This window comes from Microbulbifer mixtoriginis (SeqCode), assembly GCF_052466765.1.
This window is the reverse complement of record NZ_CP174289.1, coordinates 1161221-1186862: the sequence shown is the minus strand read 5'-3', so window position 1 is coordinate 1186862 and position 25642 is coordinate 1161221. Positions and strand designations below refer to the sequence as shown.

Annotated in this window: 24 protein-coding genes and 1 pseudogene; 6 read left to right on the top strand and 19 right to left on the bottom strand. The window is 44.6% G+C overall.

Features of this window, described 5'->3' with window-relative positions; translation table 11 throughout:
* Nucleotides 1-152: 152 nt before the first annotated feature.
* From ACJJIV_RS05245 to ACJJIV_RS05235, 3 genes are all read right to left on the bottom strand, one after another.
* Nucleotides 153-1598, bottom strand: coding sequence for a coniferyl aldehyde dehydrogenase (locus ACJJIV_RS05245; protein WP_444891009.1), 1446 nt, complete (start codon nt 1596-1598; stop codon nt 153-155).
* Nucleotides 1599-1801: 203 nt separating this feature from the next.
* On the bottom strand, nt 1802-2068 hold the full coding sequence (locus tag ACJJIV_RS05240) for a PepSY domain-containing protein (protein WP_252084977.1): 267 nt from the start codon (nt 2066-2068) through the stop codon (nt 1802-1804).
* Nucleotides 2069-2169: 101 nt separating this feature from the next.
* Nucleotides 2170-2613, bottom strand: a complete 444-nt coding sequence (locus ACJJIV_RS05235) for a hypothetical protein (RefSeq protein WP_444891008.1) — start codon at nt 2611-2613, stop codon at nt 2170-2172.
* Nucleotides 2614-2754: 141 nt separating this feature from the next.
* Between ACJJIV_RS05235 and ACJJIV_RS05230 the strand changes: the two genes are divergently transcribed.
* Nucleotides 2755-3786: a Fe(3+) ABC transporter substrate-binding protein gene (locus tag ACJJIV_RS05230; protein ID WP_444885753.1), complete on the top strand. Its 1032-nt coding sequence runs from the start codon at nt 2755-2757 to the stop codon at nt 3784-3786.
* Between the two features lie 122 nt (nt 3787-3908).
* Nucleotides 3909-5594 carry an ABC transporter permease gene (locus tag ACJJIV_RS05225; protein WP_444891007.1) on the top strand — a complete coding sequence of 562 codons (1686 nt, stop codon included), beginning with the start codon at nt 3909-3911 and terminating at the stop codon, nt 5592-5594.
* 6 nt (nt 5595-5600) lie between these two features.
* On the opposite strand, the gene ACJJIV_RS05220 is transcribed toward ACJJIV_RS05225, so the two are convergent.
* The 11 genes from ACJJIV_RS05220 to ACJJIV_RS05170 form a co-directional block, all read right to left on the bottom strand.
* Nucleotides 5601-6707: an ABC transporter ATP-binding protein gene (locus ACJJIV_RS05220; RefSeq protein WP_444891006.1), complete on the bottom strand. Its 1107-nt coding sequence runs from the start codon at nt 6705-6707 to the stop codon at nt 5601-5603.
* Between the two features lie 315 nt (nt 6708-7022).
* The gene (locus ACJJIV_RS05215; RefSeq protein WP_444891005.1) at nt 7023-7334 is read right to left on the bottom strand and encodes a hypothetical protein; all 312 of its coding nucleotides are present in this window, start codon (nt 7332-7334) and stop codon (nt 7023-7025) included.
* 187 nt (nt 7335-7521) lie between these two features.
* A complete protein-coding gene (locus ACJJIV_RS05210) occupies nt 7522-8202 on the bottom strand; it encodes a DUF6629 family protein (protein WP_444891004.1) in 681 nt (226 codons plus the stop codon).
* 873 nt (nt 8203-9075) lie between these two features.
* Nucleotides 9076-9486: a putative signal transducing protein gene (locus ACJJIV_RS05205; protein ID WP_444891003.1), complete on the bottom strand. Its 411-nt coding sequence runs from the start codon at nt 9484-9486 to the stop codon at nt 9076-9078.
* Nucleotides 9487-10005: 519 nt separating this feature from the next.
* Nucleotides 10006-10596, bottom strand: a complete 591-nt coding sequence (locus ACJJIV_RS05200) for a TrmH family RNA methyltransferase (protein ID WP_444891002.1) — start codon at nt 10594-10596, stop codon at nt 10006-10008.
* A gap of 713 nt (nt 10597-11309) precedes the next feature.
* A complete protein-coding gene (locus ACJJIV_RS05195; protein ID WP_444891001.1) occupies nt 11310-13781 on the bottom strand; it encodes an ABC transporter permease in 2472 nt (823 codons plus the stop codon).
* The gene (locus ACJJIV_RS05190; protein WP_444891000.1) at nt 13775-14470 is read right to left on the bottom strand and encodes an ABC transporter ATP-binding protein; all 696 of its coding nucleotides are present in this window, start codon (nt 14468-14470) and stop codon (nt 13775-13777) included. Before ACJJIV_RS05190 ends, ACJJIV_RS05195 begins: the two co-directional genes overlap by 7 nt.
* Nucleotides 14471-14668: 198 nt before the next feature.
* Nucleotides 14669-15052, bottom strand: a complete 384-nt coding sequence (locus tag ACJJIV_RS05185) for a hypothetical protein (protein WP_444890999.1) — start codon at nt 15050-15052, stop codon at nt 14669-14671.
* A gap of 506 nt (nt 15053-15558) precedes the next feature.
* Nucleotides 15559-15930 (bottom strand): hypothetical protein, encoded by a 372-nt coding sequence (locus tag ACJJIV_RS05180; protein ID WP_444890998.1) that lies wholly within the window; start codon nt 15928-15930, stop codon nt 15559-15561.
* 70 nt (nt 15931-16000) lie between these two features.
* Complete coding sequence (locus ACJJIV_RS05175; protein ID WP_444890997.1) at nt 16001-16414, bottom strand: zinc-ribbon domain containing protein; 414 nt, start codon at nt 16412-16414, stop codon at nt 16001-16003.
* 306 nt (nt 16415-16720) lie between these two features.
* Nucleotides 16721-17044: a DUF6506 family protein gene (locus ACJJIV_RS05170; RefSeq protein ID WP_444890996.1), complete on the bottom strand. Its 324-nt coding sequence runs from the start codon at nt 17042-17044 to the stop codon at nt 16721-16723.
* Nucleotides 17045-17994: 950 nt separating this feature from the next.
* On the opposite strand from ACJJIV_RS05170, the gene ACJJIV_RS05165 reads away from it, so the two are divergent.
* The gene (locus tag ACJJIV_RS05165) at nt 17995-18171 is read left to right on the top strand and encodes a transposase (RefSeq protein WP_444890995.1); all 177 of its coding nucleotides are present in this window, start codon (nt 17995-17997) and stop codon (nt 18169-18171) included.
* A 165-nt stretch (nt 18172-18336) separates the two neighbouring features.
* On the opposite strand, the gene ACJJIV_RS05160 is transcribed toward ACJJIV_RS05165, so the two are convergent.
* Nucleotides 18337-18852 carry a DUF1993 domain-containing protein gene (locus ACJJIV_RS05160; protein WP_444890994.1) on the bottom strand — a complete coding sequence of 172 codons (516 nt, stop codon included), beginning with the start codon at nt 18850-18852 and terminating at the stop codon, nt 18337-18339.
* A gap of 722 nt (nt 18853-19574) precedes the next feature.
* Nucleotides 19575-19946, bottom strand: a pseudogene (locus tag ACJJIV_RS05155) (ester cyclase); the annotation flags it as partial.
* 468 nt (nt 19947-20414) lie between these two features.
* Here ACJJIV_RS05155 and ACJJIV_RS05150 point away from each other — a divergent pair.
* The 3 genes from ACJJIV_RS05150 to ACJJIV_RS05140 all read left to right on the top strand — a co-directional run bounded on the left by ACJJIV_RS05150 (nt 20415) and on the right by ACJJIV_RS05140 (nt 23231).
* On the top strand, nt 20415-20573 hold the full coding sequence (locus ACJJIV_RS05150) for a hypothetical protein (protein WP_444890993.1): 159 nt from the start codon (nt 20415-20417) through the stop codon (nt 20571-20573).
* A 453-nt stretch (nt 20574-21026) separates the two neighbouring features.
* Nucleotides 21027-21530, top strand: coding sequence for a hypothetical protein (locus ACJJIV_RS05145; protein ID WP_444890992.1), 504 nt, complete (start codon nt 21027-21029; stop codon nt 21528-21530).
* A gap of 864 nt (nt 21531-22394) precedes the next feature.
* A complete protein-coding gene (locus ACJJIV_RS05140) occupies nt 22395-23231 on the top strand; it encodes a transposase (RefSeq protein WP_444890991.1) in 837 nt (278 codons plus the stop codon).
* A gap of 696 nt (nt 23232-23927) precedes the next feature.
* Here ACJJIV_RS05140 and ACJJIV_RS05135 read toward each other — a convergent pair.
* The 3 genes from ACJJIV_RS05135 to ACJJIV_RS05125 are packed head-to-tail and all read right to left on the bottom strand — an operon-like array spanning nt 23928 to nt 25637.
* Entirely contained in the window at nt 23928-24767 is an 840-nt protein-coding gene (locus ACJJIV_RS05135; protein WP_444890990.1) for a hypothetical protein, read from the bottom strand.
* A 32-nt stretch (nt 24768-24799) separates the two neighbouring features.
* Complete coding sequence (locus tag ACJJIV_RS05130) at nt 24800-25252, bottom strand: hypothetical protein (protein ID WP_444890989.1); 453 nt, start codon at nt 25250-25252, stop codon at nt 24800-24802.
* On the bottom strand, nt 25245-25637 hold the full coding sequence (locus ACJJIV_RS05125; protein WP_444890988.1) for a hypothetical protein: 393 nt from the start codon (nt 25635-25637) through the stop codon (nt 25245-25247). Before ACJJIV_RS05125 ends, ACJJIV_RS05130 begins: the two co-directional genes overlap by 8 nt.
* Nucleotides 25638-25642 lie beyond the last annotated feature (5 nt).

The window sequence follows — 25642 nt, the reverse complement described above, 5'->3', positions numbered from 1 at the left end:
TACAACTAAGCCATGTTTTTAGTGTGGACGGTGGATGATCATTACGCCAGTGATTTTAATTAAATGTTTGAATGAATCGAAAATAATAACCCGGCGTATGGGTTCGCCGGGTTATTATTTTTAAATACGATTATGCTTTCCAGTACCTAATTTTATCGGGTCATCTTGAGCATAAGGTTCAATAGTTTATTGGAAAGTTTTCCATAGGGGGGGCGCATTAATTTCAATAGGTCGATTGGTCCCTGTTGGTAGATGGGGCGCAATTTGGAGAAGGTAAGGAAGCCTTCGTAACCGTGGTAATGACCCATGCCACTTTCCCCAACCCCGCCAAATGGAATATCGTGCTGTCCAACATGTAATACACAGTTATTTATCGACACACCGCCAGACATAATTTGCTCAATATAGCGATTTTGCAGGTTCTTATCGTTCGTGTAGGGATAAATTGCCAGTGGTCGTGGCTGAGCATTGATATAGTCAATGACTTCTTCAGGCCTTGAATAGGTCATAATTGGCAGAAGCGGGCCAAAAATTTCCCGCTGCATTGCCAGCATGTCCCGATTTACGTTGATTAATAGATGGGGAGGGAACTTTCGCAGGCTGTCATTTCGTTTGAGTTCTCCGGCACTCAGGTCGTAAACCTTAGCCCCCTTATCGACGGCATCATCCAGTGTTTTCCACAGGCGCTGGTAGGCTGCGTTGTCAATAATGGAGGTATAGTCAGGGCTCTGCCAGTTGGGGAAGTGCTTTTTTATTACCCGCTTGGCATGCTCAATAAAGGTATCCAGTTGGTTCTCAGGGATGAAGAGATAATCTACATTGACACATATTTGCCCGGCATTGACCATTTTCCAGTGGATCAGACGCTCCGCAGCTTTTTCGATGGGAAAATCGGGGGCGATGATAGCGGGGGACTTCCCTCCAAGCTCTAGTGTGACTGGAGTCAGGTTTTCTGCAGCGGAGCGCATCACGGCCCGCCCAGTAGCGCTGGAGCCGGTGAAAATTAGGTGGTCAAATTTTAGGCTGGAAAATAGTGGACCTATTTCACCATAGTCAGCAATAAAAGAGAGTTTCTCCTCTGGAAAATATTTGGGGCTAACCTCTTTTAACAACTCAGCAAGCCGACAGGAGTTGGTAGACATCTTTACCATCGCGTGATTGCCTGCGGCAAAGATATTGGTTAGAGGTGAAAAGCTAAGGTTAATGGGGAAGTTCCACGGCACTATTACCCCAACTACTCCCAGGGGTTGAGGTACTACAGTATTTTTTGACAGGGGGTAGGCTTTGAAGTCGATATGGCGCCGCCTGGGCTTCATCCATTTCTTGATGTTCTTTATGGCATCCTTGATGCCGGAAAGGGCAGGATATATCTCCAATAGCAGGGTTTCTTCCCGCGAGCGATTGCCGTAGTCACAGCATATGGCTTCAATGATGGCTTCCTGCTGTTCACGCAGCATTCGCGCCAGGGTTTTTAGATCTTGAACACGCTGCTGATAGCTGGGAACAGGGTTGGCGTGATGGGCTCGGCGCTGGTTGTCTAGCTGGTTCTGGAGTAGCGCCTTGTCTGCATCCTGCCGAGTAAGCGTCTGGATGGTCATTTTATTATCCTTTGGCGTTTGTCTTAGACCAGACTAACGCATTCATCCTCGCGGTGCTTGACCAATTACGTCAGTGAATAGACATAATCACTGTGGTTACGTGAGTTGCCACCACATTGGTAAAAACTGTGATGAATTCAGGCCCTCCCCGGAGTATCCCTAATCCGGGGAGGACTGGTAGGAATGATCGCAGACTATGCGAGTCAGCTGTTATCGGGTTTTTCGGATTGGACCTCTGCTGAATTAGGATCCACAATCAGGTCGTATTTCTGATCGCCCTTGTAGGCCTCCACTTTCCAGCGTCCTCTTTCCAGGTCTACCTCCACAATAGGGGTGTACCCCTGTTGCTCTAACTTTGTGAGCACCATAGAGAGTGCCATAGCCCCGGGAGGGGGTTTCTCGTCGGCGATGGCGACTTGTAGCGTGGTTGCGGCGATTAGTGCCAGCAACATTCTGCTGAAGAACTTCATTTTTCACTACCTCGCTTGCGGACCCGGTTGAAAAATTGACCGGGTAATAGAAGGTTTACATCTCGCTTTTACTCAGCAAGATACTTGGCCTTTTGATTGCCTTACAGGCCCTGGTCACCGGGGTGACTGAGACGTTTCTGAACTGCTAGACACCACTCCGGGCTGCCGGGCTTTACATCGGCCAGGTTGCCGCCCGTCAGCTTGGTGATTGCATCAAACCACTCTGCACTGCCAATGGGGGGTAGACCTGATGGGTACATTTTTTTCAGGTCGCCATCTTGTTGGGCCATCACTTGCCGCTGTACCCAGGTAAACCAGCCCGGTGTACAAATGGTTTCACTACCCGAAGCGGTAGCCTGTAGTTGATTGGTGGGGTCTTCCGCCGTGCTGCTCGCGTTTCGGTTAATCGGCTGTTTCATTGCCTCGCTGGCTGTTTGACCAGCGGTTACTTCACTACCCGATGATTGGGCCTTATGTGGCTCGCCCTTGCGGTCGCAGCCGGATAAGGCAAAAACCAGAGCGAGTGGCAGAATAAGGTAATGCATAGAGACTCTGCAGGTGACTAGCTTGAATCTAAGCATAGGAGGGATTTTGCGACTTTGCTGGGTATAGAAGTTCCAGGTTGACATTAATACCTTTCCAAATGAGAATGCTTCTCAAATTAACCCCAGGGTGATAGGACTCCCATGTTTACCAGATCTCTATTTCAAAAAGCGATTGCAACTGTTGGTTTGATTGGTGCCATTGGGGCCAATGCCGCTGAGCAAGTAAATATTTACTCCTACCGACAACCTTTCCTGATTGAGCCGATCTTGCAGGAGTTCACCGAGAAAACCGGTATTGAGACCAAAGTGGTCTACGCCAGCAAAGGCTTGAACGAGCGGCTGCAAAGGGAAGGGCGCAACAGCCCTGCCGACCTGGTTCTGACTTCCAATACCAGTAGTCTGATGGACTTGCTTAATAAGCAGCTGACCCAACCGGTAAGCAGTGAAATCCTGGAAGACAATATCCCGGCGCAATTCCGTGATAAGGCCGGTAACTGGTTCGGCCTGACAACCCGAGCGCGTTTAATTTACGCTTCCAAAGACCGCGTTAAACCCGGTGAAATCACTCGCTACGAAGAGCTGGTAGACCCCAAGTGGAAGGGCCGAATCTGTACCCGCAGCGGCAAGCACCCCTACACCCTGTCCCTGATCGCCTCCATGATCGCCCATCACGGTGAAGCAGAAACCAAAGAGTGGTTGCAAGGCGTGAAAGCGAATCTGGCGCGTAAGCCGCAGGGCAATGACCGTGCACAAGTGAAAGCCATTAGCGAAGGTGTCTGCGACCTCTCCCTGGGTAACAGCTACTACTTCGGTAAAATGATTACCAATAAGGAGCAGCCGGAGCAGGTGGATTGGGCCAAGTCAGTCAACCTGGTCTTCCCTAACCAGAAAGATCGCGGCACCCATATGTTTATTTCCGGCGCGGCGCTGACCAAGCATGCCCCCAACCGTGAAAACGCCGTTAAGCTGCTGGAATTCCTCAGTGGTGCCGATGCTCAATACGCTTACGCTGAGAAAAATTTTGAGTTCCCTGTACGCCCCGGTACTGCTCGCTCTGAGTTGATCAAGGAATATATGGGTGAGTTTAAAGAAGACGATCTGAGCCTCACGGAAATCGGTTCCTACGTTCCGGCGGCTTCCCGTATGGTTGATGAAGTACGCTTTGACTTTTAGAATGATTAACTGAATGGGAGTTGCTGCCGAGTAAATTGACAGCACTATCTCAGCCTTATTCGAACGGCCCTGTCGAGAGACCAGGGCCGTTCTTTTATAATGAGCTTTTGATTTCTTAATTCATGCTAAACCGAGCGAATTTATCAGCGTCCCGCTGGCTGCTACTGGTAGCTACTATTTCCCTACTGGTAGCCCTGCCAGTGCTATCTATCTTTTGGTTGGCATTTTTCCCTGAAGAAAATATCTGGCCGCACCTGTTAGACACGGTGCTGTTTCACTATGTGTCCTCCACATTGATTCTGGCTGGTGGTGTCGGTTTAGTAACGTTGATAGCTGGCGTTGGCAGCGCTTGGCTGGTGAGTATGTGCCAGTTCCCCGGGCGCCGGTTGTTCGAGTGGGCGTTGCTACTGCCGTTTGCAGTTCCCGCCTATGTGATTGCCTACGTCTATACAGATTTGCTGGAGTACGCGGGCCCAGTGCAAAAGTCTTTGCGGGCTTGGTTTGGTTGGCAGACGGCCAGGGATTACTGGTTCCCTGAGATCCGCAGTATGGGTGGGGCGATTGCCATGCTGTCACTGGTGCTCTTCCCCTATGTGTATATGCTCGCGCGCGCGGCCTTTATCGAACAGTGCGGCAGTATACGGGCCGCGAGCCGGTCATTGGGCTGCACGCCCTGGCAAAGCTTCTTGCGTGTATCCCTGCCAATGGCACGCCCGGCAATTGCGGTGGGCTTATCACTGGTGCTGATGGAAACCCTGAATGACTTCGGCACTGTCGACTTCTTTGCGGTGCGCACCTTGAGTGTTGGGATTTACGATACCTGGCTGAGCCGCGGTAATTTAGGGGGGGCGGCACAAATTGCCTGTAGCACCCTGATTTTTGTTGTTCTGTTAATTACGTTGGAGCGAATGGGGCGGGCGAGGCAGAAGCACTTTGTACAGTCGCCAAATTCCCAGCGTGAACGTTATGTATTGTGCGGTTGGCGGGCTGGTGTAGCCCTGTTGTTCTGTGGGTTATTGTTGGTGGCCGGTTTTATTATTCCCCTGCTGGTTCTGGGTGGATACGCACTTAGTAACTTTTCCAGCTATTGGAGCGAAGATTTTATACAGATCGCCAGCAATAGCTTGTTACTGTCTATTGCAGCAGCACTGGTCTCCGTACTGCTGGGCTTGCTGTTGGCTTACGGTAAGCGACTGCAACCCAAAAGGTCCGTACGGCTCTTGGTCGGCTTTTCCAAGCTGGGTTATGCAATGCCCGGGGCGGTATTGGCGATTGGAGTCCTGATTCCACTGGCCGCATTTGATAATGCCGTCGACGCTTTTTTACGTGAGCACTTCGATATCTCCATAGGGCTACTGTTAAGCGGCAGTATTTTTGCCATTATTTTTGCCTACACGGTGCGCTTCCTGGCGGTATCTACTGGGGCCATAGAATCCAGCCTGGAGAAGGTAACCCCATCAATGGATAGGGCTGCCCGCTCTCTGGGGCGCAATAGCTGGCAAACCCTGTGGGCCGTGCACCTCCCCTTGGTGCGTACAGGGTTGCTAACGGGTGGTTTGGTGGTCTTTGTGGATTGTATGAAAGAACTGCCGGCGACGTTGCTTCTGCGCCCCTTCGGCTTTGACACCCTGGCGACTTATGTTTACCAGTTTGCTTCTGATGAGATGCTGGAACGCTCGGCCCTGGGGGCTTTATTGATTGTCCTGGTAGGATTAATCCCGGTGATTTTGTTGAGCCGTTCCATTGGGTGGCGCAGAGGTGAGGAGCGCACAGCCCTGGCGAGCTCTGAAGCGCCCGCCCTGTCTTGATAGCTGCTATCGGGCCTGGTCAAACACCAGCGCAGAGGAGAGACGTAGGGGGAGTTTATCACCGGGAGCCGCTTGAACATTGGTATTCAAAGCGGCCTCGACAGTTTCCCCTGCGGCTAACTGAAAGCGATAGCTCACTTGATTGCCGAGAAAATTCTTTTCCACAACTTGAGCCATAACCGCACCGGGATGTTCGCCTGCGGCAATATCCTCACTGCGCACAAACAGTTCGAGCCTATCTCCACTTTCGTATGCAGCTGTTGGCATATTTACTTCCCCTAATGGGGTGCTGATCAGGTCATTGCCCAGGACAGTGCCGGAAATAATGTTCCCTTCACTAACGATTCTCGCAACCGCCAAATTCTTTGGCTTCTGATAAGTATCCTGTGGGCTGTCCCACTGCTGTAATTGACCTTGGCTGAGTACTCCCAGCTTGTCTCCAGCAATAAAAGCCTCGTGGCGGTCGTGGGTAACAATAATCGCAGGGATCTTCTCTTCACGCAGTATATGGCGGACTTCGGCGGCAAGACTGCGGCGCAGCTCGGTATCCAGGTTAGAGAAGGGTTCATCCAGCAGCAACAACTTGGGGCGCGGTGCCAGTGCCCGAGCCAGAGCGACACGCTGCTGCTGACCACCGGATAGTTGGTGCGGATACTGTTGCCCAAAACCTTTCAGGCGTACTAGCTGTAGCAACGACTGGGTACGGGATTGCCGTTGGCCTTTCGGCATTGACTGGATACCGAAGGCAATATTTTGCTCAACGGTGAGGTGTGGGAAGAGGGCATAGTCCTGAAATACCACCCCAATTTTCCGCTGCTCCGCTGGAACCTTTACTTTGGGAGAAGAGATTACTTCTCCAGACAGTTGAATATTCCCTGCAACGACTGGCTGAAATCCAGCGATGGCGTGCAGCAGGGTTGTTTTGCCGCAGCCGCTGGGGCCCAATAAGCAGGCAATCTCCCCGGCTTGTAAAGCAAAGGAAACTGATTCGATAACCACCTGCTCGCCGTAGCGGCACTGCAGGTTTTCTATGGAGAGTATGGGGTGCACGGGTTTTCCGGTAATTTGGCTTTTAAACACTTCGGGCAGCGTTCGGGTGTAGTTGCTGATCATAGTTATCACTAAGCTAACCGGCAACTAGTCCCGTGTGAAGCATACTATTAGCAGCCCTGCGAAGGCTTCTTTTAGTTGGAGCAAAGCTGGGTGTTTTTTAAGCAGTAAATACTCACTCTAAACCTCATAGGCTAATGTATTCTTTCTCATAGATAATAAGATCTCGTCTATCTCAGAACCACAGTGACCAGCTAAATAGAATCGATATCTAACTGTAAAATAAGCCGATCCAAATCAGATGATACCATCAGCCTCGGCATAGAGATCTTGAGCCGCGTAATGCTTGTTGGTAAAGGTTTACTTTAGTGCTTTGCTTTACTGCCAGCCATGTTGATCGTTTTTAGAGCTTCCTCCGAGCAATCGCTTAAAAAGCTCGGAAAAAATACCTGCAACAATATCCTCTTTGTTGATAGAGTCTTTTTCTCGTAGCTTCTCTGCCTTTCTGTCCAGCTGTTTGGCCATGGAATAATTATTGTTTACTCTGGCGTCTTCAGCCTGTGCTTCTAGTTCATTAGCTTTGGTATTTCTCTCATATATGTTAGCGGTAGAAACACATCCGGAAATAAATATAACTGACAGAGTGAAAAACAATCTTTTCATGCTCGGCGAAACAAATTTGAGATTCATAATATTTTAATAGCCGGTGTTGGCTTGTATAGTGTTGTCAGCACTATACCATAGTCTGATGCAGTAACGCGTTATGTGATATTGAAAGCAAGCATCAGGTCAAAAGCATCGCGGTCTTAGCTCCTTAAAAAATTCCTTGGAGGTCTTTCCCTTTACGCTTGCAGTCAAGTTAGCTTTATCCCTAAAATCATAATGCTTGTTTTTTAATGTTTGTTTTATGGTTATTTTTTAATAGAAAATAAATCCATAAGGTCGATAGTGCAGCAAAGAAACACCAGGTTGATATCCATGTTTCACGTTGAGTAAAGAAAGTGATAGCACCGAATAGCATGACAAGTGCCCAAAATTTCCTAAATAGACGATTGCTCGATAATAAAAATAAAACACCAAGCGAGGCATAGATAATATCTCGTACTATAACGGATAACAATCCGCCGCCGGACACTTCATAGCACAGGCTATGTCCACATACACTTGTTTTTATTAAATGCCTTGGCCCTGTTTCTAATAGGACAGGTATCCATAGGTATAAACCAAAAACAAAACCTATTATGATAAATATAATGAAAAAAACTCTTTTCCATTTTTTTGTTTCAAGGCTATAGGCTACAATAGGTATCCAAGTAAGCCAAAAGAAGAAGGCAAAAAATAAAAATAAAATAGAAGAAAGTGTCATCAATGATATTATGTTCTCGTTGTACCCAATCCATACCGCTCCTTCAATGGCTTGTTGTAACGCAAAAAGGATAGGGGTAATCGCGAGTAATAAATAGGTTTTATCATTTTTCATAACGTGTCTTGTGCACAAAGCACCGCCAACAAGAAGGACAGCTGCTGATCCGAATGATGCTGTGGCTGAAAAACACATAGTGGTTTTCTCTGTATGTAAAATATTGTCATTTAAGCCAGAGTCTTAAAGCTTGATGAACTATATAACAATAGCCTTAACCTAAAAAATTGGTTGAAATTCGCTAATTTGTACTAAGCTTTTGAATTTTTCTGGAAGGCCTAAGTCAATTTCAACCCTTCGTTTTACCCTGTGGGTGAGATCGAAAACACCATCAAAGGGGCATCGAGTTTACCTATGAAATTTGATGCTTATGTAGATAAAGTCTATGTCGACTGTGGGCAATAAGCCAGTTTGACACCTCTAAGTCAGTTGCAGCGTTTTACTCAGTTATTAACGTTGGTCATCGTTTTGACCTTTGCGTCGGGGGTTTCCTATTGCACACTAAAGTAATAATGCTCCCACAAACACTAATTGTATTGGAGGTATTATTCTTATCGGTACTTTCTGGTCATTTACTTTACGCGCATAAAGAGGGGGTCACCAATCATCTTGTGACAGCGAAGTTATTGGGCAGGGTTAAGGTAGTTAGCGATGGCTCAGTCAACTGTACCTTGCCCAAGAAGACAGGAAAATTCGCTGAAATTTAGTTGCTGTGAGCTATTTTTCCCTATTAACGGCACCTTGGGTTTAGGCGTGGATGTCACGGTTAAGCCTATCTGCGGTAAATAAGAACTGGCGGTCATATGTTATTACCCTCATAAATTTGGACGTCCTTATCACACTGATATAATCGTTAATTTTAGACTCATTTCGGATGCTGAGATCACGGTGAACACTTACTATTATTTGAGTCACTGTTTGCCCGTATTATTGATCATACTCGAACGACCAGAGGGTAAAGAATGTCCTCATCTAGATAGCTAGACGGAGGCTCAAAGGGCAGATGCCTTATTACTTGTGATTATTAAGTTTTTGGAAATGGCCGCAATCCCTGCACTTAATACCATGTTGGTAGAAAAATAGAGGCATACCCAAGAGTAGGAAGACCAAAAATGCGGGCTTTTTTCCCTTGGTAAATGGCTGAATATTTCGTGAAGAGCAGGACTCACATTTCCTTTCCCCATCACAGCCTAATTCTTGGTCTACAAGATTGGAACGGTCTTGCTTAAGGATTTCATGGGCTTTATCAAGGTCGCTTTCCGACACTTGAAGCCTTACTCCACCCATAGCATTAGAATATAGCCACTGCATATTGACTGTGTGCTCATCTGCAATGAAGGCGCTTATTCCTTCAGACTCAAGTCTTGCTTTTGCAATCTGGGCTTCATATGGAAATGAGAATCTAGCAACGGTTACTAGCAAGTGATCACCTTAGCGCTTAACGAGGGTATAGAAAAAAACACCTAAATTTTTGTATGGTTATTTTACGAAAAAATAGCCTACTTACCAGTGAAAACTAAATCAGACTACACAAAGAATCCTTATTTCAGGAAATTCATCATATTCCTCCCATTCAGCATTCATGCGATGTATGTGTAGAGAAGAGAGCGTAGATTCTTATTCATTGAAAACGATTCCAGCTTAAAGATCAAATAGGCTATTACTGCCAATGTTTCTTGGGCAAAACGAACATATACGATAGCAGCCGATATTGAAGGTAAATCGGTAAGTCAAGCTCTTCATGGAAGAGCTACGCTGACCCTTTTTATAGCCTTAATCCTGTTGATAACTTCTTCAGATTTATCCATCATGAATTTTGTTCTTGGTAAGAATTAACATCGCAATCAGACGCGGCTTACTTTGTGTGCTTTTTGAACGTAAATAGCAGTGCAGTTACTCTACAAAAGATGCACAAAGCAAGATGTCAGCTGAATTGCTCTGTCAGGTACCACGGTTGGCTCGCTTATACTTTTCCTGGTACTCGCGGCGCTGCTTGGTAACTTCATACAATACAATCCCAGAAGTTGTTCCAAGGTTTAAGCTTTCTATCATTCCAAACATTGGAATAGATACGCAGAAATCGCTACTTTTGACTGCAAGATCACTGATACCTCTAGATTCGTTACCAAACCATACTGCTAATCTTGGCTGAGTGTAATCGGCCTCATGCAATATAAAGTTGTCTTTTCCTTTTACATGAGGAGAGGTAACAATCGAGGTAAATCTGTTGTTCGCCAAATGATCCAGGCATTCTTCGGTACTATCAAATCGCTTTACAAAGCTCCATTTGATTGCTGAGACAGACGGTTTTGAGAGTGATTTCCTTTCTCTCATTTCCTTCCATTCATCAGGCAGTGAGTTGCGTGGATCAATAATATAGGTTTTTTCGACGCCTAAAGCATTGACGTTTCGAATGACTGTTCCTATGTTCTTCATATCCATCGGGTATTCAAGAACACATATTAGATTTTTACAGCGATAAGGCTTAATTTGATTGGCTCTTTTTCGAGTGCCGCTTTTATCAACTTCCATCTTCTTGAAGATCTCAGATAATTTATTCAGACCTAACGTTGCCAGCACAGGTAGCCGAAGTGGGACGTTGTTTGTAGCATAATAGGGATGCAGGTCCTTGCACAAGAAGGTGTATAGCTTTGGGCGTTGATTGGACCCTTTTGTTAAGGATATTCACAAATTACGGTCCCGGCATTGTATGGAGTAAAACTGAAAGTACATTTATCTGATATGCATTGCTCAATGAGATATGAGTCCTGCCCACAACCATTTCCTATATAGCTCACATAATAATGGCACTCATTGGTCACTGTGCCGTCACATTTGCTAACTTCAATACTTTCACCATCATAGTTATACCGTGACACATAGGAGAGATATTGCCATGCAATAGTTCTTGTAACTGAATACTCCACTCCCGAAGATTCAATTTGAACCTGAAACTTTGGCTCCGGCTTTCTCTGCTCTTTGGTACTTGTACAGCCTGAAAGCAACAATACAATTGTTATCAATATCGTTATACATGGCCGTCTTATCGTCAGCAGAGGCCAGAAGGGCTGGAACAAACTGCCTGTGTTTGTATAGTTTTTTTTGTCCGATTCTGATGTTGAAAATCCTTTTCGCTAACGGGTATATTGAGACCTACTTACGTCATCCACCGACAGCCCTTTGGGATCAAGATATTCGATGACGTTATTGGCCGAATCCTGTTGGTCTTCCATCAATAAAGTTGATCACCCTACGTTTCTTAACAAGGTCCCAACGGAAAACTTTAAACTGCTGCGATTGGCTATCATGCCAGCGCTGCACACCACCAATGCACTGACAAGTAAAGTAGCCATGATCCATAACCAATCTGGCTTGTAATTAATGCCAAATTGAGACTGATAGATCAATTGAGCTGTAAGGTTGGTACCTAAAATGGCCCCCACGCTAGCAATTAAAGAAGTCAGCAACCACTCAAACAGACTTAGTTTACAGCAGGCAAGACGTGATTGGCCAAAGCTGATCAGTAAAGCGTTCTTTTTACGCTCATCAGCTTCATAGCCTTTGACTGACGTACTGATCACTAGCAGTGCCAGTAAAATAATCATCAAACTAAATCCAGATACCAGCTTAATCACCATCGACAAAGTATCATCAAAGCGTTGCGTCAATTCGCGCACCGAGATTAACCGCAATGATGGGTGACGCTGCCAAAGCTCTGCCAGCTGACTCCAAGCAGTGTCCGCAAGCTCAAGGCTACCCATATAAAGTGGCGGTGTTTGAAGCTGGTTCATGGTGCTTTGTGGCACATTAAACCAAAAGGTGATGGAACCTTTGCCAGGCACGTATTTATGACTGGCTTTGATTTCAAAGTTCAAAGATTGCCCCGCAACTTCAAACTGTAATTGGTCGCCGAGTTTCAACCCCATATCAGTCATGACTTCTTGCTCTACCGACACTTGTTGCCAGTCGGCATCTCGATCTTGCCAGCGTTGGCCTGTCTCAGTTTGGTTGTTGGTTGCTTGCTGAATACTGAAATGCAAGCGGACAGGCTTTTGTAAACTAGCCAAACTTTCGCTGGGGCTGGTGGCAAATTCCGCCAACGTCTGGCCATTGATATGGCTTAACTGTCCGTACCAAAACGGCTTTAATTGGCGAATGTCACTGCCAGTTTGTGCACTCCACTGGCGAATGTCTTGCACCTGTTGTTCATTGGCCTGGGTGATGATCAGATTACCATCGTGCTCGCGGGTATAGCCTTCCATGGTTTGGCCAATGTCTTTCATCAAACTCAAGGTGAACAGCAACAAGGTGGCACACATTCCAACGCCCAAAATTTGAATGGATTTGCTGAGTAAGCGCTGCTTCATCATATAAAAACCAAAAGCCATCATACCCATTGCACGGCTCGTCACCGTATGGCCCAAACTCAGCACCAACCAAGTCAATACCATCATCAGTATCAATGTGGCTGCCATAGCGGATAGCGTCATGGCCGTGAGCAGACCGTTGTCGGAGTAAACAAAAGCCACCGCAGCCACACTGATTAATGCAAATCCATAGCGAGGTAATAAGTGATTCGGACTCGACATTTGGCGAATCAACTGTGCCGGGGTTACTTTGGCCATCACTAACCAATTGGGAATTTGGAAAATTGCCAATAGAGCTAACAATAGCGCGTAACTGCTGAGTAAATCTGTCCATACCCAGGTGGTGGTTAGGTCAGCAAACTGTGTCTGCATTTGTAGCAAAATTAGGTATTCGGCCCCCCATGCCAAGGCGGTTGCCGGAATTAGCCCTGCAATGACTGTTAATAGCCATTGACCAAATGATAAAGCAAACACTTGGGGTTTATTGCTGCCCATGGCCAAACACACCGCCGCAAAACGCTGCTGGGATAACAACTGACGTCGACCGGCTTGGTCGATGGCAATGGCTGCCATCAAAAACAACAGTACCGACGCTAAGCCCACAAAATTCTCAACCCGTTGCCAAAACATTGCCAACGGATGGCCGCTGTGTTTGTCATAAAGCTGTGCAGTTACTAGCTCAGTGGTGGCCCACTGTTTTAGGGTGTTCAATTCGCTTTTATCCCCCACAAGTAAATAGCGAAAGAGGGCATTGTCGGCTTGTATCAGTGGAAGGTCATCTAGATGCACCAATGCCCGCATCGCCACCGAATGGCCTTCGAGCAGGCGGTCGGGTTCATGTTGTACCAAACCTGTGAGCTTTAATTGTCCATGTCCCATATCTAAGGGTTGGCCAAGGGTAAGCTGCAGCGAAGCAAACAATCGGCTATCGACCCAGATTTCACCGGATTTAGGCCCATGGCTCAGGGATTGCTCTTGTCCATCCGTCTCAAACGCCACTTGCACGGTGCCTTGCACTGGATAATGATCATCCACTGCTTTTAACTGCACTGCTTGCCAATGGTGATCATGGGTCAAGGTTACGTTCACCAGCTGGCTCACGCTCAACTGCTGTGCATGCTGGTGCAACTTGTTTAGTTGCGCACCGGTTAGGGCTTGATGCTGAGAAATTACCAAATCGCTGCCGAGCATTTGCTGCAAATTATTGGCCAAATAAGCCTGAATAGAACTGCTGGTCAAACTGAGCGTTAAAATGAAGAACATCAAACTTGCTTGGGTCCAGCGAATTAAGCGCACGTCCCCTTGATGGTATTGCTGGCGGAATAATTTCCACACTAATAAAATCAGCATAATGCGCCTACCATAGACGTAGCTTGGTTGTGCGCCTTGACCGTTAATTTACCTTGACCCAATTGCAGTAAAGTATCGGCCTGCTGCGCTAATTCCATCGAGTGAGTGACGAGTACCAGCCCCGCGCCGCTTTGCTGACAGCAATCAAACATCAATTGCGCAATATGTTGCGCGGTTTTCTCATCTAGGTCACCCGTGGGTTCATCGGCAAAAATAAATTGCGGCTGCATGACAAAAGCACGGGCAATGGCCACCCGTTGTTGCTCACCACCACTGAGCTGCTGTGGTTTATGGTACATTCGCTCAGCTAGCCCCACTTTGTCGAGCCATAATTCGGCTGTGGTTAATGCACGTTTATCGCCTTTTAGTTTTAAAGGCAGCGCGACGTTGTTTAAGGCATCAAGTTCGGGTAACAAATGAAACTGCTGAAAAATAAAACCTGAGATTTGACGTAGGCTCTTTATTAGCTGCGGCTTACCGTTTTTCTGGAATTGCACTTTGCCAGAAACGGGAGGTTCAAGACCTGCCATTAACAGTAATAAGCTTGATTTACCTACTCCAGAGGGCCCCACAATGGCGTAAGACTGACCACTGTGCAGTTCAATATTTAAATCCTCAAACAGGCTGACCTGTTGTTTGGCCAAGGTAAAATGATGGTCAACTTGCTTTAAGTGAATGCTGCTCGACATGGATAGCTTCTTTAAATAACTGGTTGTGCAGCACTTTAAAGAAGCAAAGGTGAAATGAAGGTGAAATCAGTAGAAACAAGTTGCTAAGTTGTCAGAATACAGGTAGTGAGACTTTATGTTGTTTCATAGCGCCCGCCGTACAGGCGAGTAACTTGTTGGGAGTTCAGCACACGGAGTCCCTGCTTGTGCCGGCTCTCGTTAGAGAGCAAGCGCACTACTGGCACTGACATGAAACGGTTCCCCAACAACCTCAACTATTTCTGGGATAGGAAAGTTGTTATCACTACAGTCTATTTCTATGTATTCAACCATTCCTGATTTTCCAGAGAATATTAGGATCTCTAACGTTTTACCTGCTTCTACAAGATTAAAGTTTGCTTCAAAAATTACACCATATTTACCTGGAACTGCAATGGCCTTGGTGAAATCCGGGACCAGAACTTTGAAGCTATTACATCCGCACTGACAGAACTCAGAAAACACGGCTTTGTCGAGATGATTCTTTAGCGCTTGTGTATCAGGGAACTGACATCTCTCTAAAATGAAGTTAATCCAATCCCTTGCTCTGTATTCGTTATTCATAGATTTTCTAACATTGACTGCATTGTGTATCGTTAGGGTTTGTAACCTGAAAGCTCCACAATTTTTTTTACACAAGCCCGCTCCACAGGAATATCAAAACGCTCTAACCAGCTATACGAAAACGGCAAAATCAATTAACAAAAATCAACCGTACTATTTTTAATTGGAAAAATGTATTTCTCGCCAATTGAAAGTTGTAAAGAATCACGGCTCTGTATATTTCAGTTTCTTCCCAAATTTCCTTTAAGCCAATGCTTGACCGAAAGTTGGTACTCATACTCATCTTTTGCTTTCAGATCGTACTTTCCTGAAACTACTTGGGCAACAATAACTCTGGGGCGCTGATTCTAGAATTCCTCTATGCAAACTGGCGGATCACGCTCGGCACATTCCCAGCTATAGCAGGTGCTGGAACAAAGAAACAAAATTATTGGTAGTAGTTTCATAGTGCCTTAACGTCCGCGGAGGCCCGCTGGGCCTTAGCATCCTGCTTTCGTTTGGTAGATTTAGTCGAAGCAAATAGCATGGTTTACCATACCTAGCTCGACATTTGCCCAGCAACCACAAGGATTATTGGAGGTAGAGCACTGACCCATGGCAAAAACGTTGCCAGCCTTACTCTCCGAAACCCTACATTCACCCTGGCATTGTGAGCTACTTAGACAGGATTTTCCGGCATCTGAATAGTTAACGATGCACATTCTAGTACCGGACATACATACAGGACGAAGCTCCCCACCAACCGCGATGCACTGTTCTGCTGTTTCAATTGCATTGAGCCTGGCAAGTTTTTCTTGCTTATCTTTAGAAAGCATCCACTGCTTCATAGCAAATAATATCAAGATTTCTAAAACAACGGTTGATAATGACTTGACCATGGCAATCTAACGTCTGCAAGAAACGTGAGTGTTGTGAGTCGAGGCCGATAGGCCGGTTTGTTTGCGTTTGTTAGCCAATTCTATCCACTTTAGTTTGATCTTTGATATATCCCAACTGAAATAGCTCTAAGGCAATTCTTTTAAGCTCAGATATCTCTTTTGCATTACGATCTTTTTTCACACTAAGGATCTGGTATCTCTTTTGCATCAGCTTGATGTTCTGATCATTTTTTCTGCAGTCTACGCATTTGGTACAATCGGCATCAACATAAAACCCCAGCCCTTCAAACCAGTGCTTCTGCTCGTTAGCAAAAAAAATAAACCATCGCCTGCATTGAATACAACAGCGTTCTATATCTACGTAAAACTTACGCGGAAATATTGAATAGTTCTGCCTATCAATATTTGCAGGGATAGCCGTTTCGGGGAAAATACTATCTTTATCAAGGCTCCAATGAGCAGACGCAGCCATTTCAGTCGTCATCTTGCTTCCGGAGTATATTGGCTTGGAACCATATCGTGGATGATCTACGTACTCTCTGTATCTCATTTTACGCTTCTTTGACATTAGTTTATTGGGTAAGTCTTTCACTTAGCGCCATTACGAAAAGTGTAATTACAGCTTTAAGTTTTAACCTTGCCTTGCCTTGCCTTGCCTTGCCATTCCAGGCCCTATAACTCCTATACAGTGGCGCTGAGGCGTCGCTTGTTTTTTTTGTTATACCCTTTAGATTATTGTTGTCGAAATACCTATAAGCATTTATTGCTAGTTTTGTTTGAATGTTAAGTATCAAGGCTTCATTATTTCAAGTAATTTTTTTCTATACTTGGGGCCATACATTACAATGCCGATTGGAGTGTCGTCTTGTAATGCCTCTTCTAATTTAACAACCCATTCTGGTCCAAAACCACCACACAACTCAATAGACTGAACACCTTCATTAACAAGTTTTACTGCTGTTTCAATAATAGAATTGTCATTTTTAGCAGAAGGGTCAAAACCAACGGTTATGAATGTGCAATGTTGATTCTCATTTATCCTAGTGTTTTCTTCAGGTGAAAAGCCAGCTGAAAAATAGAAAAAAGCCCACTTTTTCAAATTCGGCAGTGTCATATATTTCTCCAAAATAACTTTCACTCAATTACGAATGAGAATCATAGACACTTAAGACCGAATTTAAAAGTTTTTTACAAAAACAGGTTGTGTATGGATGAGGTGGCATAACGCCGCCAACAAATGCTGAATGGTAGAGAGATCCAGCCGTGTTTTTGGCGGCGATTTTACTGGGCTTTGTATGGTTGTTCTTGCCCGATTCTGATGTTGAAAATCCTTTTCGCTAACGAGTAAATTGAGTCCCACCTTCGGCGGCCACCGAAGGCTTTGTTTATCACAGTTCGCTGTCTGGCAGGTTCGTAAAAGACCGATAACTAGTATGTACGTGATAAGCACTCAATGGGCATAACTCGAATAGTCATGTGAGCCTTGAGCCTGAATAGCAAGGCGGAGATAGCTTATCTTATGGAACCTCAAGAGATCAGTGTCGGTATCGGCACGAGCAGTAAAAAACTTGATATTTATATGAGACTTACTGGCCAATTCTTAAGTGTTACCAATGATAAAAATGGTAGTTAGGATGCCATTAAACAACTATAACCTCTTAAACCTCAGAGCGTATTAATAGAGTCTACTGGAAGGCTCGAATTAGAGTTTGTTTGCGCCGCAGATAAAGCAGGATTACCTATTGTCGTTTGCAGTCTGTCTCAGATAAGAAGCTTCGCTAAATCTGAAGGACGCCTAGCTAAACCGACGAGCTAGATGCAATTGATATTGCACATTCTGGTGAGGCCATGAATCCAAGACTGTAGATGCTAAAACAAGAAAAGCTCAGGGATATCAGTGACTTACTGACTGTAATAAGCCAGTGCTTAGAGATGAGCACAATCCAAAAGAATCGACTTCAGAGGATGCCTAAGTCAGTGCACAAACTTATCCAGACCATTCTAAACACCATTAAAAAAGAGTTACAAGATATCGACAAATAACAGGATAAACTCGTTAACAGTGTGTCTGAGTGGCGGCAAAGGCGCGACCTACTGTTGAGTGCTAAAGGGGTCGGAAATGTATTGGCTTATACGTTGATGAGTGAGCTTCCCGAGGTAGGAAAATTGAACCGTAAAGAAATCGCTGCACTTGTAGGTATCGCCCGGATGAACCGTGATAGTGGCAGCTTCCAGGGTTAGCCCTATATTCGAGGCGGACGACATCGTGTGCGTACGGTCTTATTTTTTTCTATGATGTCGGCAATACAATTCACCCTAAATTAAAACCAATGTATGAGCGCTTAGTCGCTGCTGGCAAACGAAAAAAGATGGCTTAAATAATTGACTAAGGATCATAGTCACTTGTTATGCCACTTTAACCAAGGGAGCTACATGTGCCATATAGTTTACCTTTCCCAAAGGAACCCCTTTCATCCGCATGATGTTGTAAGCAGAAACCAAATGAAAATAAAAGTTGGGGATTAGAAATTCTTGAATGTAATCCTTCCCCTCTAACTCAAGATATTGATTTCCATTAAGGTTTATTCGCTTTAGTTCTGACAATTTTGAATCTCCTAGCTCCGAATCTTGAAGTTGAGATTTAGTTCGCTCAATTAGGTTCTTAGCTACAGTTAAGGACTCAATTTTAGGGGATAGATTATCGGATTCCTGATTTTTGCACCAAAGCGAGAAATTGTAAGGCTGATTACATGCGTAGGCGATCTGTGTGCCAAAAGGAAGCATGTCTTCAATTAGTCGAAAATCCAATATGGATTCTGACTCCTCATGGAAGTGCTGTTCAGAAATTTCAAGAATATGACCAAGAGTCGTTAGCCTAGACGAAAATAAATCGACTAAATTCTTAGTTCTTTCCTTTGACATTGTATTACCTCCTTAACAGTGGAAAGTTTTAGTCATAACGCCCCAAGCACTGGCCGGAACGTAGTTGGTTGATTTTGTGCTATTAAAGCACAAAATAAAGCGGCGCAGTGGAGGTCAAGTACATTGCTTTGTCAGTTTTTTAAATCGCAAAATGATAGCTTATTGCGTAAAACCAAATCAATAATCCCATTAGGATCTGAAGAAAGCTCGACGATTGATTGTTTGTTGTCGCCGATTGGTATTCGATGACACGGATTAGACTGGATTTGATTGTTTTTCCGATATAGAAAATACAGTTGAACTGAACCCAATTCAACAGGTATCCATGAGTCATTAAATGTAAATCGATCCCCTATTTAAAAAGTACTCTTGATTGAATTCAATACCAAGAAAGTTGAGTCGATACCTCGATTCAGATCTTGCAATCTCTCCCACGCTGGAGAGTCACGCCACTCAATAGGCTTTGCGTTATATGAGCTAATTTCATGTGTCAGATCTGCGTACGCGATGCGGCCTGAGATTTTCTTAGCAATAACAATGTCAGTGGCATTATTCAAATCAACGCTTAAATTCTTATGATCATATTCAAACGAAATGGCTCGCTGAGAATAAAGGATGATTAATAAGGTTAGATATATAACTTTCATTGATCGAAGCCCAATGAAAACTAACGCCTTGCAGCAGAGGTCGGCACGTAGCGACGGTCCTGCTGACTGCGACTGTTATATTTTGTTTTTCTTGAGCTGGTTTTCAAGGCTCTTTAAATCACCCAGTACCCATACATCAGAGATTCGATCACCTTCAAAGGTAAACAAGGCGCACCCATTCCAAGTTACGCGTTTATGTGATGGTAAAAAGCCCATAAACTCATCTCTATGAAATCCGGTAAAGGACATCTTTGCAAAAACCTTGTCTCCCTCTTCTACGAGATCTTCAATAATGCATTTGTAATCACCCAGCGCTTTGTGAACCATATCGACATATTCAGCGAAACCTTTGTGACCTCGCTTTTCCTGCCCCAATGATCCTCTAAAGGAGAAGCTCTCATGCAGGATCGATGGCATTGCTTTCTTATCGTGGGCATCCCAAAGAACCTCATAAAATCTTCAAACTTGATCTTTATGCACTAGTCACCCTCAGAAACATAACGAAGCGGCGTGTAAGCTGTCGGGCGCCAAAGGCGCGTAGTTAATTGACTTGGTACGCCCAGCATGAGCGTGAACTAATGGGGTGAAAACCCCGTGTAGGAAGATCACCCTTTAATGGGGTCCATTAAATGTTAACTACTGGCGAATGGCAACTACACACCACGAGGTCTTGTGGGGGAAGCCGCTAGTAAAACTGCGAGTTGACAGACAGAAACATCATATACGGCTTAGCCTGGAGGCGAGGAGGCTAAGGATACCGCAGCTATGTGGCCAATGGGCCGAGCTAATGATGTAGTCGTGTATTGAAAGTTCACGTTCTTATCTGGAGAGGTCTGTTTAGCTTGCTGCTGTCTGCGTGACCTGAAAGTCATAATAGGGCCTAATTCGCTAACCCCGATTCAGGAAACTCACTTTATGGCCTATGTAGATCATAAGCCGATCGGTGCCATTTCTCAAAATGCGCCCCCTATCCTTGAGCGGCTGGGCATCTCAGCAAAACACTGGCTCTATCTCAATCGGAACTTTGAAAGCCGCTTTAAAGGACTGGTGGGATCAGTAGAGGCCGTACGGTAAGCCTGTATTCAGCTCAATAAACGCTGGGTACATGGAATAGGCAATTGCCAATGTTTCCTTTCTGCAACGTCCCACTAATTCCCTCCCAACATTTCGATGCTATTCCTTCTGGTTTTTGGCCAAAATCACTAAATATTAAAGCTCAAACATAATTTTCCTGTATTAACCTCTTCCAGTTCCAGGCAGGAGAAATGGCCGTTAAAGTGAAAGGCCCGTACTGCTTCCGGTGTCATCTTTCAATCTGTGGATGTCCTGATGTTGTGATAAATCACAGGGTTAAATTTTTTGTCCACAGATTTCTTAGCTGTATTCATCACCACCTATTGTAGCCCCGATCCAATCATCTGTAATATACTCACTTTCTCAGGTATATAAAACCCGTTAATTTTGATGCTTGACAGATCATTTCATTATGCGCTGATCAACTTTTGTTATGGAATATGGGGATAATTTGTGTCTACAAACGACGATGTCTACGATAAAATTACCGACGCAGTATTAAATGCTGCTGAGAAAAAAAAAGAAGCGGAAGCTAAAAAGGCGAAATTTGAAACCCAGATTGAAACACTTCAGGAGGTTACTGGCCTCTCTCGAGGAGAAGTTCAAAAAATTGCAAGAGAAGTACTGGCAAAGCAAGAAGCTACGTCAGCTCAAATCACCGAAGAGAGCGAGCCTGAGAATATCAATCTAAAAAAGATTTTTTTGATCTTGGGAATGCTCTTTCTTCCAGCATATTTTTCATGGTTTTTAATGCAGAAAAAATATAAAGGAATGGTCAGAAAACTTGCTGTTTTATATTTGCTCTTGTCAATTGCAAGCCCTTTTATTGTCAACGATTCAGATCCATTTTTGACAGATGCGGAATATTTTACTTTTTTGATGATGCAAGCCATAGCAGCTCTAATCTACTTCGCAGCTCATAGATTATTAAGTCGGTTGCTAAATTCTGAGGTATAGCGCCTCGGTTATGGGCAGGCCCACACAGAGGGACTGCCTCAAATACTTTGTTATGTATTTTAACCGATGTTAAGCTTTACCCTTCTGGGAACTCATGATACTCACCATAAAACTCAATTACATACTCAATAAACTTGTCGATATATCTAGCTTGCGTTACATCCATAGGCTCTAATTCTGAACCAGAGTTTAAAGAGTCTACATAGTTCAACACCTCTTCAGACAGACCATATCATAAGCTATTCCTGTAAAATTGGAGTAACTTACTGAGAATACCTTGTATCAGGCATTTCAAACCATCTGGAGAGCCAAGGTATATTTCAAGATATCTATTGACGATTCACTACCCAAGAAACATAACGCCGTTAGCTGCAGCACCTTGTATGGTTGTTCTTGCCCGATTCTGATGTTGAAAATCCTTTTCGCTAACGGGTAAATTGAGACCCACCTTCGGCGGCCACCGAAGGCCTTGTTTGTCACAGTTCGTTGCTGCGCCGGTTTATAAAGACCGTTAACAAGTAGGAACGTGACAGACACTCACTAGGCATAACTCGGATAGTCATGTGGGCCTCGAGCCCGAATAGCAAGGCGGAGATAGCTGGAGGCCGTTTCTGGACACCCATCAAAGGTAGAGCTTAAGGCGTCACAACTGTTGACACAATACTGAAATTACAATAAAAATACTGGATATTAAAACAGTTAAATCCATACCCTATGACCCAGCCTCGCCGGTCACAGATCTCACTTGATGCGACTCCGTACTATCACTGCGTCTCCCGCTGTGTACGCCGGGCGTTCCTTTGTGGAAGAGATGCTCTATTGGGGAGGGATTATGAACACCGGCGCCAGTGGATTGAGACTAGGATGCAAAAGCTAGCTGCTATCTTTGCGCTGGATATCGCTGCCTATGCGGTAATGAGTAATCACTACCATGTGGTGCTCTATATTGATGCTAAAACAGCCAAAACTTGGTCTGATACTGAGGTCATTTTCCGCTGGCAGGAGCTATTTAAAGCTTCTAATTTGGCTCAGCGCTTTCTTCAGGGTGCCTCTCTGGATTGCAGTGAAAAGAACAAGCTTAAAGAGCTGATTGAGCTGTGGCGAGAGCGATTAATGGATATCAGTTGGTTTATGCGCTGCCTAAACGAATCTATTGCTCGCCAAGCCAACGCAGAAGACTGCTGTACTGGCCGGTTCTGGGAGGGCCGTTTCAAGTCTCAGGCGCTATTGGATGAAAGAGCCTTGGCTGCCTGCATGGCCTATGTCGATCTAAATCCTATCCGTGCCGATATTGCAAAAGCCCCGGAGGACTCCGATCACACGTCCATTCAGCAGCGTGTTCGCGCTGTGATCTCAGGTGAGCAGCCTAAAGAGCTACTACCGTTTGTGGGCGGCGAGCGCCTTAATATGCCGAAAGGGTTGCCTTTTCAATTGGATCACTATTTGGCGTTAGTAGACTGGAGTGGCCGGCATTTAGATCCCAAAAAGCGCGGTGCCATTTCTCAAAAGACACCTCCTATCCTTGAGCGGCTGGGCATCTCTGCAAAACACTGGCTCTATCTTAATCGGAACTTTGAAAGCCGCTTTACAGGCCTGGTGGGATCAGCAGAAGCCGTACGGCAGGCCTGTATTCGGCTCAATAAACGCTGGGTACATGGCATAGGCGACTGCCAAAGTTTCCTTTCTGCAACGCCCCAATAATTTCCTCCTAACCTTTCGATACTATCCCTTCCGGATTGGCCAAAATTACGCAATTTTCAAACCTAATGCATAATTTTTAGTATTTCACCTTGTCCTATACCTGATCAGGAGAAATGGCTGTCAAGGTGGAAGGCCTATACTATTTCCGATGTTATCTTTCAATCTATGGGTGTCCTAGTGTTGGCCTCGATTCAGGAGGCCTACTCTAATAGCCTATGTAGATCTCAGGCCGATCGGTGCCATTTGTCAAAAGACGCCCCGTATTCTTGAGCGGGTGGGAATCTCAACAAAACACTGGCTCTATCTTATTGGGAACTTTGAAAGCCGCTTTAAAGGCCTGGTGGGATCAGCAGAGGCCGTACGGCAAGTCTGTATTCAGTTAAATAAACGCTGGGTACACGGTATAGGCGATTGCCAACGTTTCCTTTCTGCAACGCCCCACTAATTCCCGCCCAACCTTTCGATACTATTCCTTCCTGTTTGGCCAAAATCACGCAACTTTCAAACCTAAAGCGTAATTCTTCAGTATTTCACCTTGCCCTATACCTGATCAGGAGAAATGGCCGTCAAGGTGGAAGGCCTGCACTATTTCCGATGTCATCTTTCAATTTGTGGGTGTCCTAGTATTTCTTCTGGTGTGTCTGGTGGAGCTCCGTAGGGGCGGAACGAAATTCATCTCCTTGTTAGTTTACCTTTTTACTTAACTACAATTTTTCTATTTTTGTTAATCACGTGATCAGGATGATGGCTTTCATCCTTACTTATACGGATAATGCCACGTTCCATAGCTACACTACCGTTGTAACGGTCACCTAGACTAATTCTACCGACCAATTTCAAAACTGGGGTTGTCTTCTTTTCAGGAGTTTTATCTTCGTATTCTAAGATGCTGCTTTCTTCAATCTGAAGTAGCAGTAACCAATGAAAAGTTGCAGAACCACTAGTTGAATAGTAAGCATGAATAACATGAATCCCAGACTCTGATGTTCCGAGATATTCGTACCCGAACAGCTCTCTATCATCATCACTCGAAACTTCTATATATTTTCGTTCTCCAGATACTCGTTCCACAATTTCGCCAAAGTATCTATTGCTAGAATTAGCTCCAGAAATATCGATAGAGGCTATTTGCCTCCCGCTGTCTGAAAAGCATCCGACGAAGTCTTTTAACAGAAGAGGATTTATCAAAGTTTCTTTTTGAAAAGAATATCCGTGTGCTTCCCACAGTTTCGCAGACGGAGAGTCACTTGTTATGACAAACTCTGGCCGCTTGGTAAACTTAAATAGATACAATAATAGCACCGCTAGAAATATCAGGGTGGCTCCAGTAACTATGCCTAGTTCATCTAGCGTATTGCTTTGTATGTTTATCTTATATTTTTCAGATTCGATGGAAACACTATTTAGCAGTGCCATAAACTTTGGAGCCATAATTAGGCTCAATCCAGCTATGAGTGTCCCATAAATCACACGGTTCTCAATCTTAGGATTTACATAAGAGTCCAGTCTCTTCAAGAATATTTTTGTTATCTGCATATTCTTCCTAATACGTGCATTTAAACTAACGTCTAGAGCAACGGCGCGGCTTTATCGCGTCCGGTACCTTTACTTATTATGCTTTCTTTTTCCGTCCTATCTATGCTCGCCAGTTTTGACTCGCAAATCTTGTGTTTATCGCTTAAAACTTTCAAATCATAGTCGCAATTCTTTTTATTTGATGCGATATTCTGAGTATTCTTTTCTTTCAACCATGTAATTTGCTTTTCATAATCGGCCTTCACATTAGCCAGCTCTTTCTCGTGCCTATTTCCCTGCCAATTAAAGATTGCCCAGAAACCTAAACATAGTGCAGCCGAAAAAGAAGAGAGAACTAGCCAAGGCTTCTGATTAAAATGGTGTTCCCACTTGCTTTGAGGTGTGGTTGAACTTTCCTCAAGAGCATCAAGTCTCTTTTTTTGTTTGAATAGCTCACGACTAAGATTTCCGACTACTCTGTCTGTATAAATATTTTCTTTAGGCATTGCTTGATCCTAAGCTGGATTCAACAATGCGCTTTACGTCTTCGCCAGCAGCTTTGTTGCTCCAAGACTGCTGATCATTTTCACCTTTAATCAGGACGACCCAATTGTCATCCATAAAAAGATTTGTTCCCTCAAATTTAACTTTCGAAAAATCTACTACTTCGATGAAATTCTGCTCGATTTCACCAAGTGCAACGCCGACACTCTTGGCAGGCTTGTGTAGTCTTACCTTCTTGTCGGTATCATTGATGTTGAATTTTAGTATCGCACCATCTGTCTCTGTGGGGTAAATGTCGATGGATATGCTAAATTTTTCTTTTAAATAATTAGAAAGAAGTTGGCTGAATACCTTTCCGTATCGCTTTAAATCTTTTTCACGTTTCATAATAT

What these genes read in the sequence shown, in the direction of transcription:
- ACJJIV_RS05245 (WP_444891009.1), bottom strand. Translation starts at nt 1,598, where the DNA reads ATGACCATCCAGACGCTTACTCGGCAGGATGCAGACAAGGCGCTACTC.
- ACJJIV_RS05240 (WP_252084977.1), bottom strand. Translation starts at nt 2,068, where the DNA reads ATGAAGTTCTTCAGCAGAATGTTGCTGGCACTAATCGCCGCAACCACG.
- ACJJIV_RS05235 (WP_444891008.1), bottom strand. Translation starts at nt 2,613, where the DNA reads ATGCATTACCTTATTCTGCCACTCGCTCTGGTTTTTGCCTTATCCGGC.
- ACJJIV_RS05230 (WP_444885753.1), top strand. Translation starts at nt 2,755, where the DNA reads ATGTTTACCAGATCTCTATTTCAAAAAGCGATTGCAACTGTTGGTTTG.
- ACJJIV_RS05225 (WP_444891007.1), top strand. Translation starts at nt 3,909, where the DNA reads ATGCTAAACCGAGCGAATTTATCAGCGTCCCGCTGGCTGCTACTGGTA.
- ACJJIV_RS05220 (WP_444891006.1), bottom strand. Translation starts at nt 6,707, where the DNA reads ATGATCAGCAACTACACCCGAACGCTGCCCGAAGTGTTTAAAAGCCAA.
- ACJJIV_RS05215 (WP_444891005.1), bottom strand. Translation starts at nt 7,334, where the DNA reads ATGAATCTCAAATTTGTTTCGCCGAGCATGAAAAGATTGTTTTTCACT.
- ACJJIV_RS05210 (WP_444891004.1), bottom strand. Translation starts at nt 8,202, where the DNA reads ATGTGTTTTTCAGCCACAGCATCATTCGGATCAGCAGCTGTCCTTCTT.
- ACJJIV_RS05200 (WP_444891002.1), bottom strand. Translation starts at nt 10,596, where the DNA reads ATGGAAGTTGATAAAAGCGGCACTCGAAAAAGAGCCAATCAAATTAAG.
- ACJJIV_RS05195 (WP_444891001.1), bottom strand. Translation starts at nt 13,781, where the DNA reads ATGCTGATTTTATTAGTGTGGAAATTATTCCGCCAGCAATACCATCAA.
- ACJJIV_RS05190 (WP_444891000.1), bottom strand. Translation starts at nt 14,470, where the DNA reads ATGTCGAGCAGCATTCACTTAAAGCAAGTTGACCATCATTTTACCTTG.
- ACJJIV_RS05185 (WP_444890999.1), bottom strand. Translation starts at nt 15,052, where the DNA reads ATGAATAACGAATACAGAGCAAGGGATTGGATTAACTTCATTTTAGAG.
- ACJJIV_RS05180 (WP_444890998.1), bottom strand. Translation starts at nt 15,930, where the DNA reads ATGGTCAAGTCATTATCAACCGTTGTTTTAGAAATCTTGATATTATTT.
- ACJJIV_RS05175 (WP_444890997.1), bottom strand. Translation starts at nt 16,414, where the DNA reads ATGACGACTGAAATGGCTGCGTCTGCTCATTGGAGCCTTGATAAAGAT.
- ACJJIV_RS05170 (WP_444890996.1), bottom strand. Translation starts at nt 17,044, where the DNA reads ATGACACTGCCGAATTTGAAAAAGTGGGCTTTTTTCTATTTTTCAGCT.
- ACJJIV_RS05160 (WP_444890994.1), bottom strand. Translation starts at nt 18,852, where the DNA reads ATGTCAAAGGAAAGAACTAAGAATTTAGTCGATTTATTTTCGTCTAGG.
- ACJJIV_RS05150 (WP_444890993.1), top strand. Translation starts at nt 20,415, where the DNA reads ATGGCCTATGTAGATCATAAGCCGATCGGTGCCATTTCTCAAAATGCG.
- ACJJIV_RS05140 (WP_444890991.1), top strand. Translation starts at nt 22,395, where the DNA reads ATGCAAAAGCTAGCTGCTATCTTTGCGCTGGATATCGCTGCCTATGCG.
- ACJJIV_RS05135 (WP_444890990.1), bottom strand. Translation starts at nt 24,767, where the DNA reads ATGCAGATAACAAAAATATTCTTGAAGAGACTGGACTCTTATGTAAAT.
- ACJJIV_RS05130 (WP_444890989.1), bottom strand. Translation starts at nt 25,252, where the DNA reads ATGCCTAAAGAAAATATTTATACAGACAGAGTAGTCGGAAATCTTAGT.
- ACJJIV_RS05125 (WP_444890988.1), bottom strand. Translation starts at nt 25,637, where the DNA reads ATGAAACGTGAAAAAGATTTAAAGCGATACGGAAAGGTATTCAGCCAA.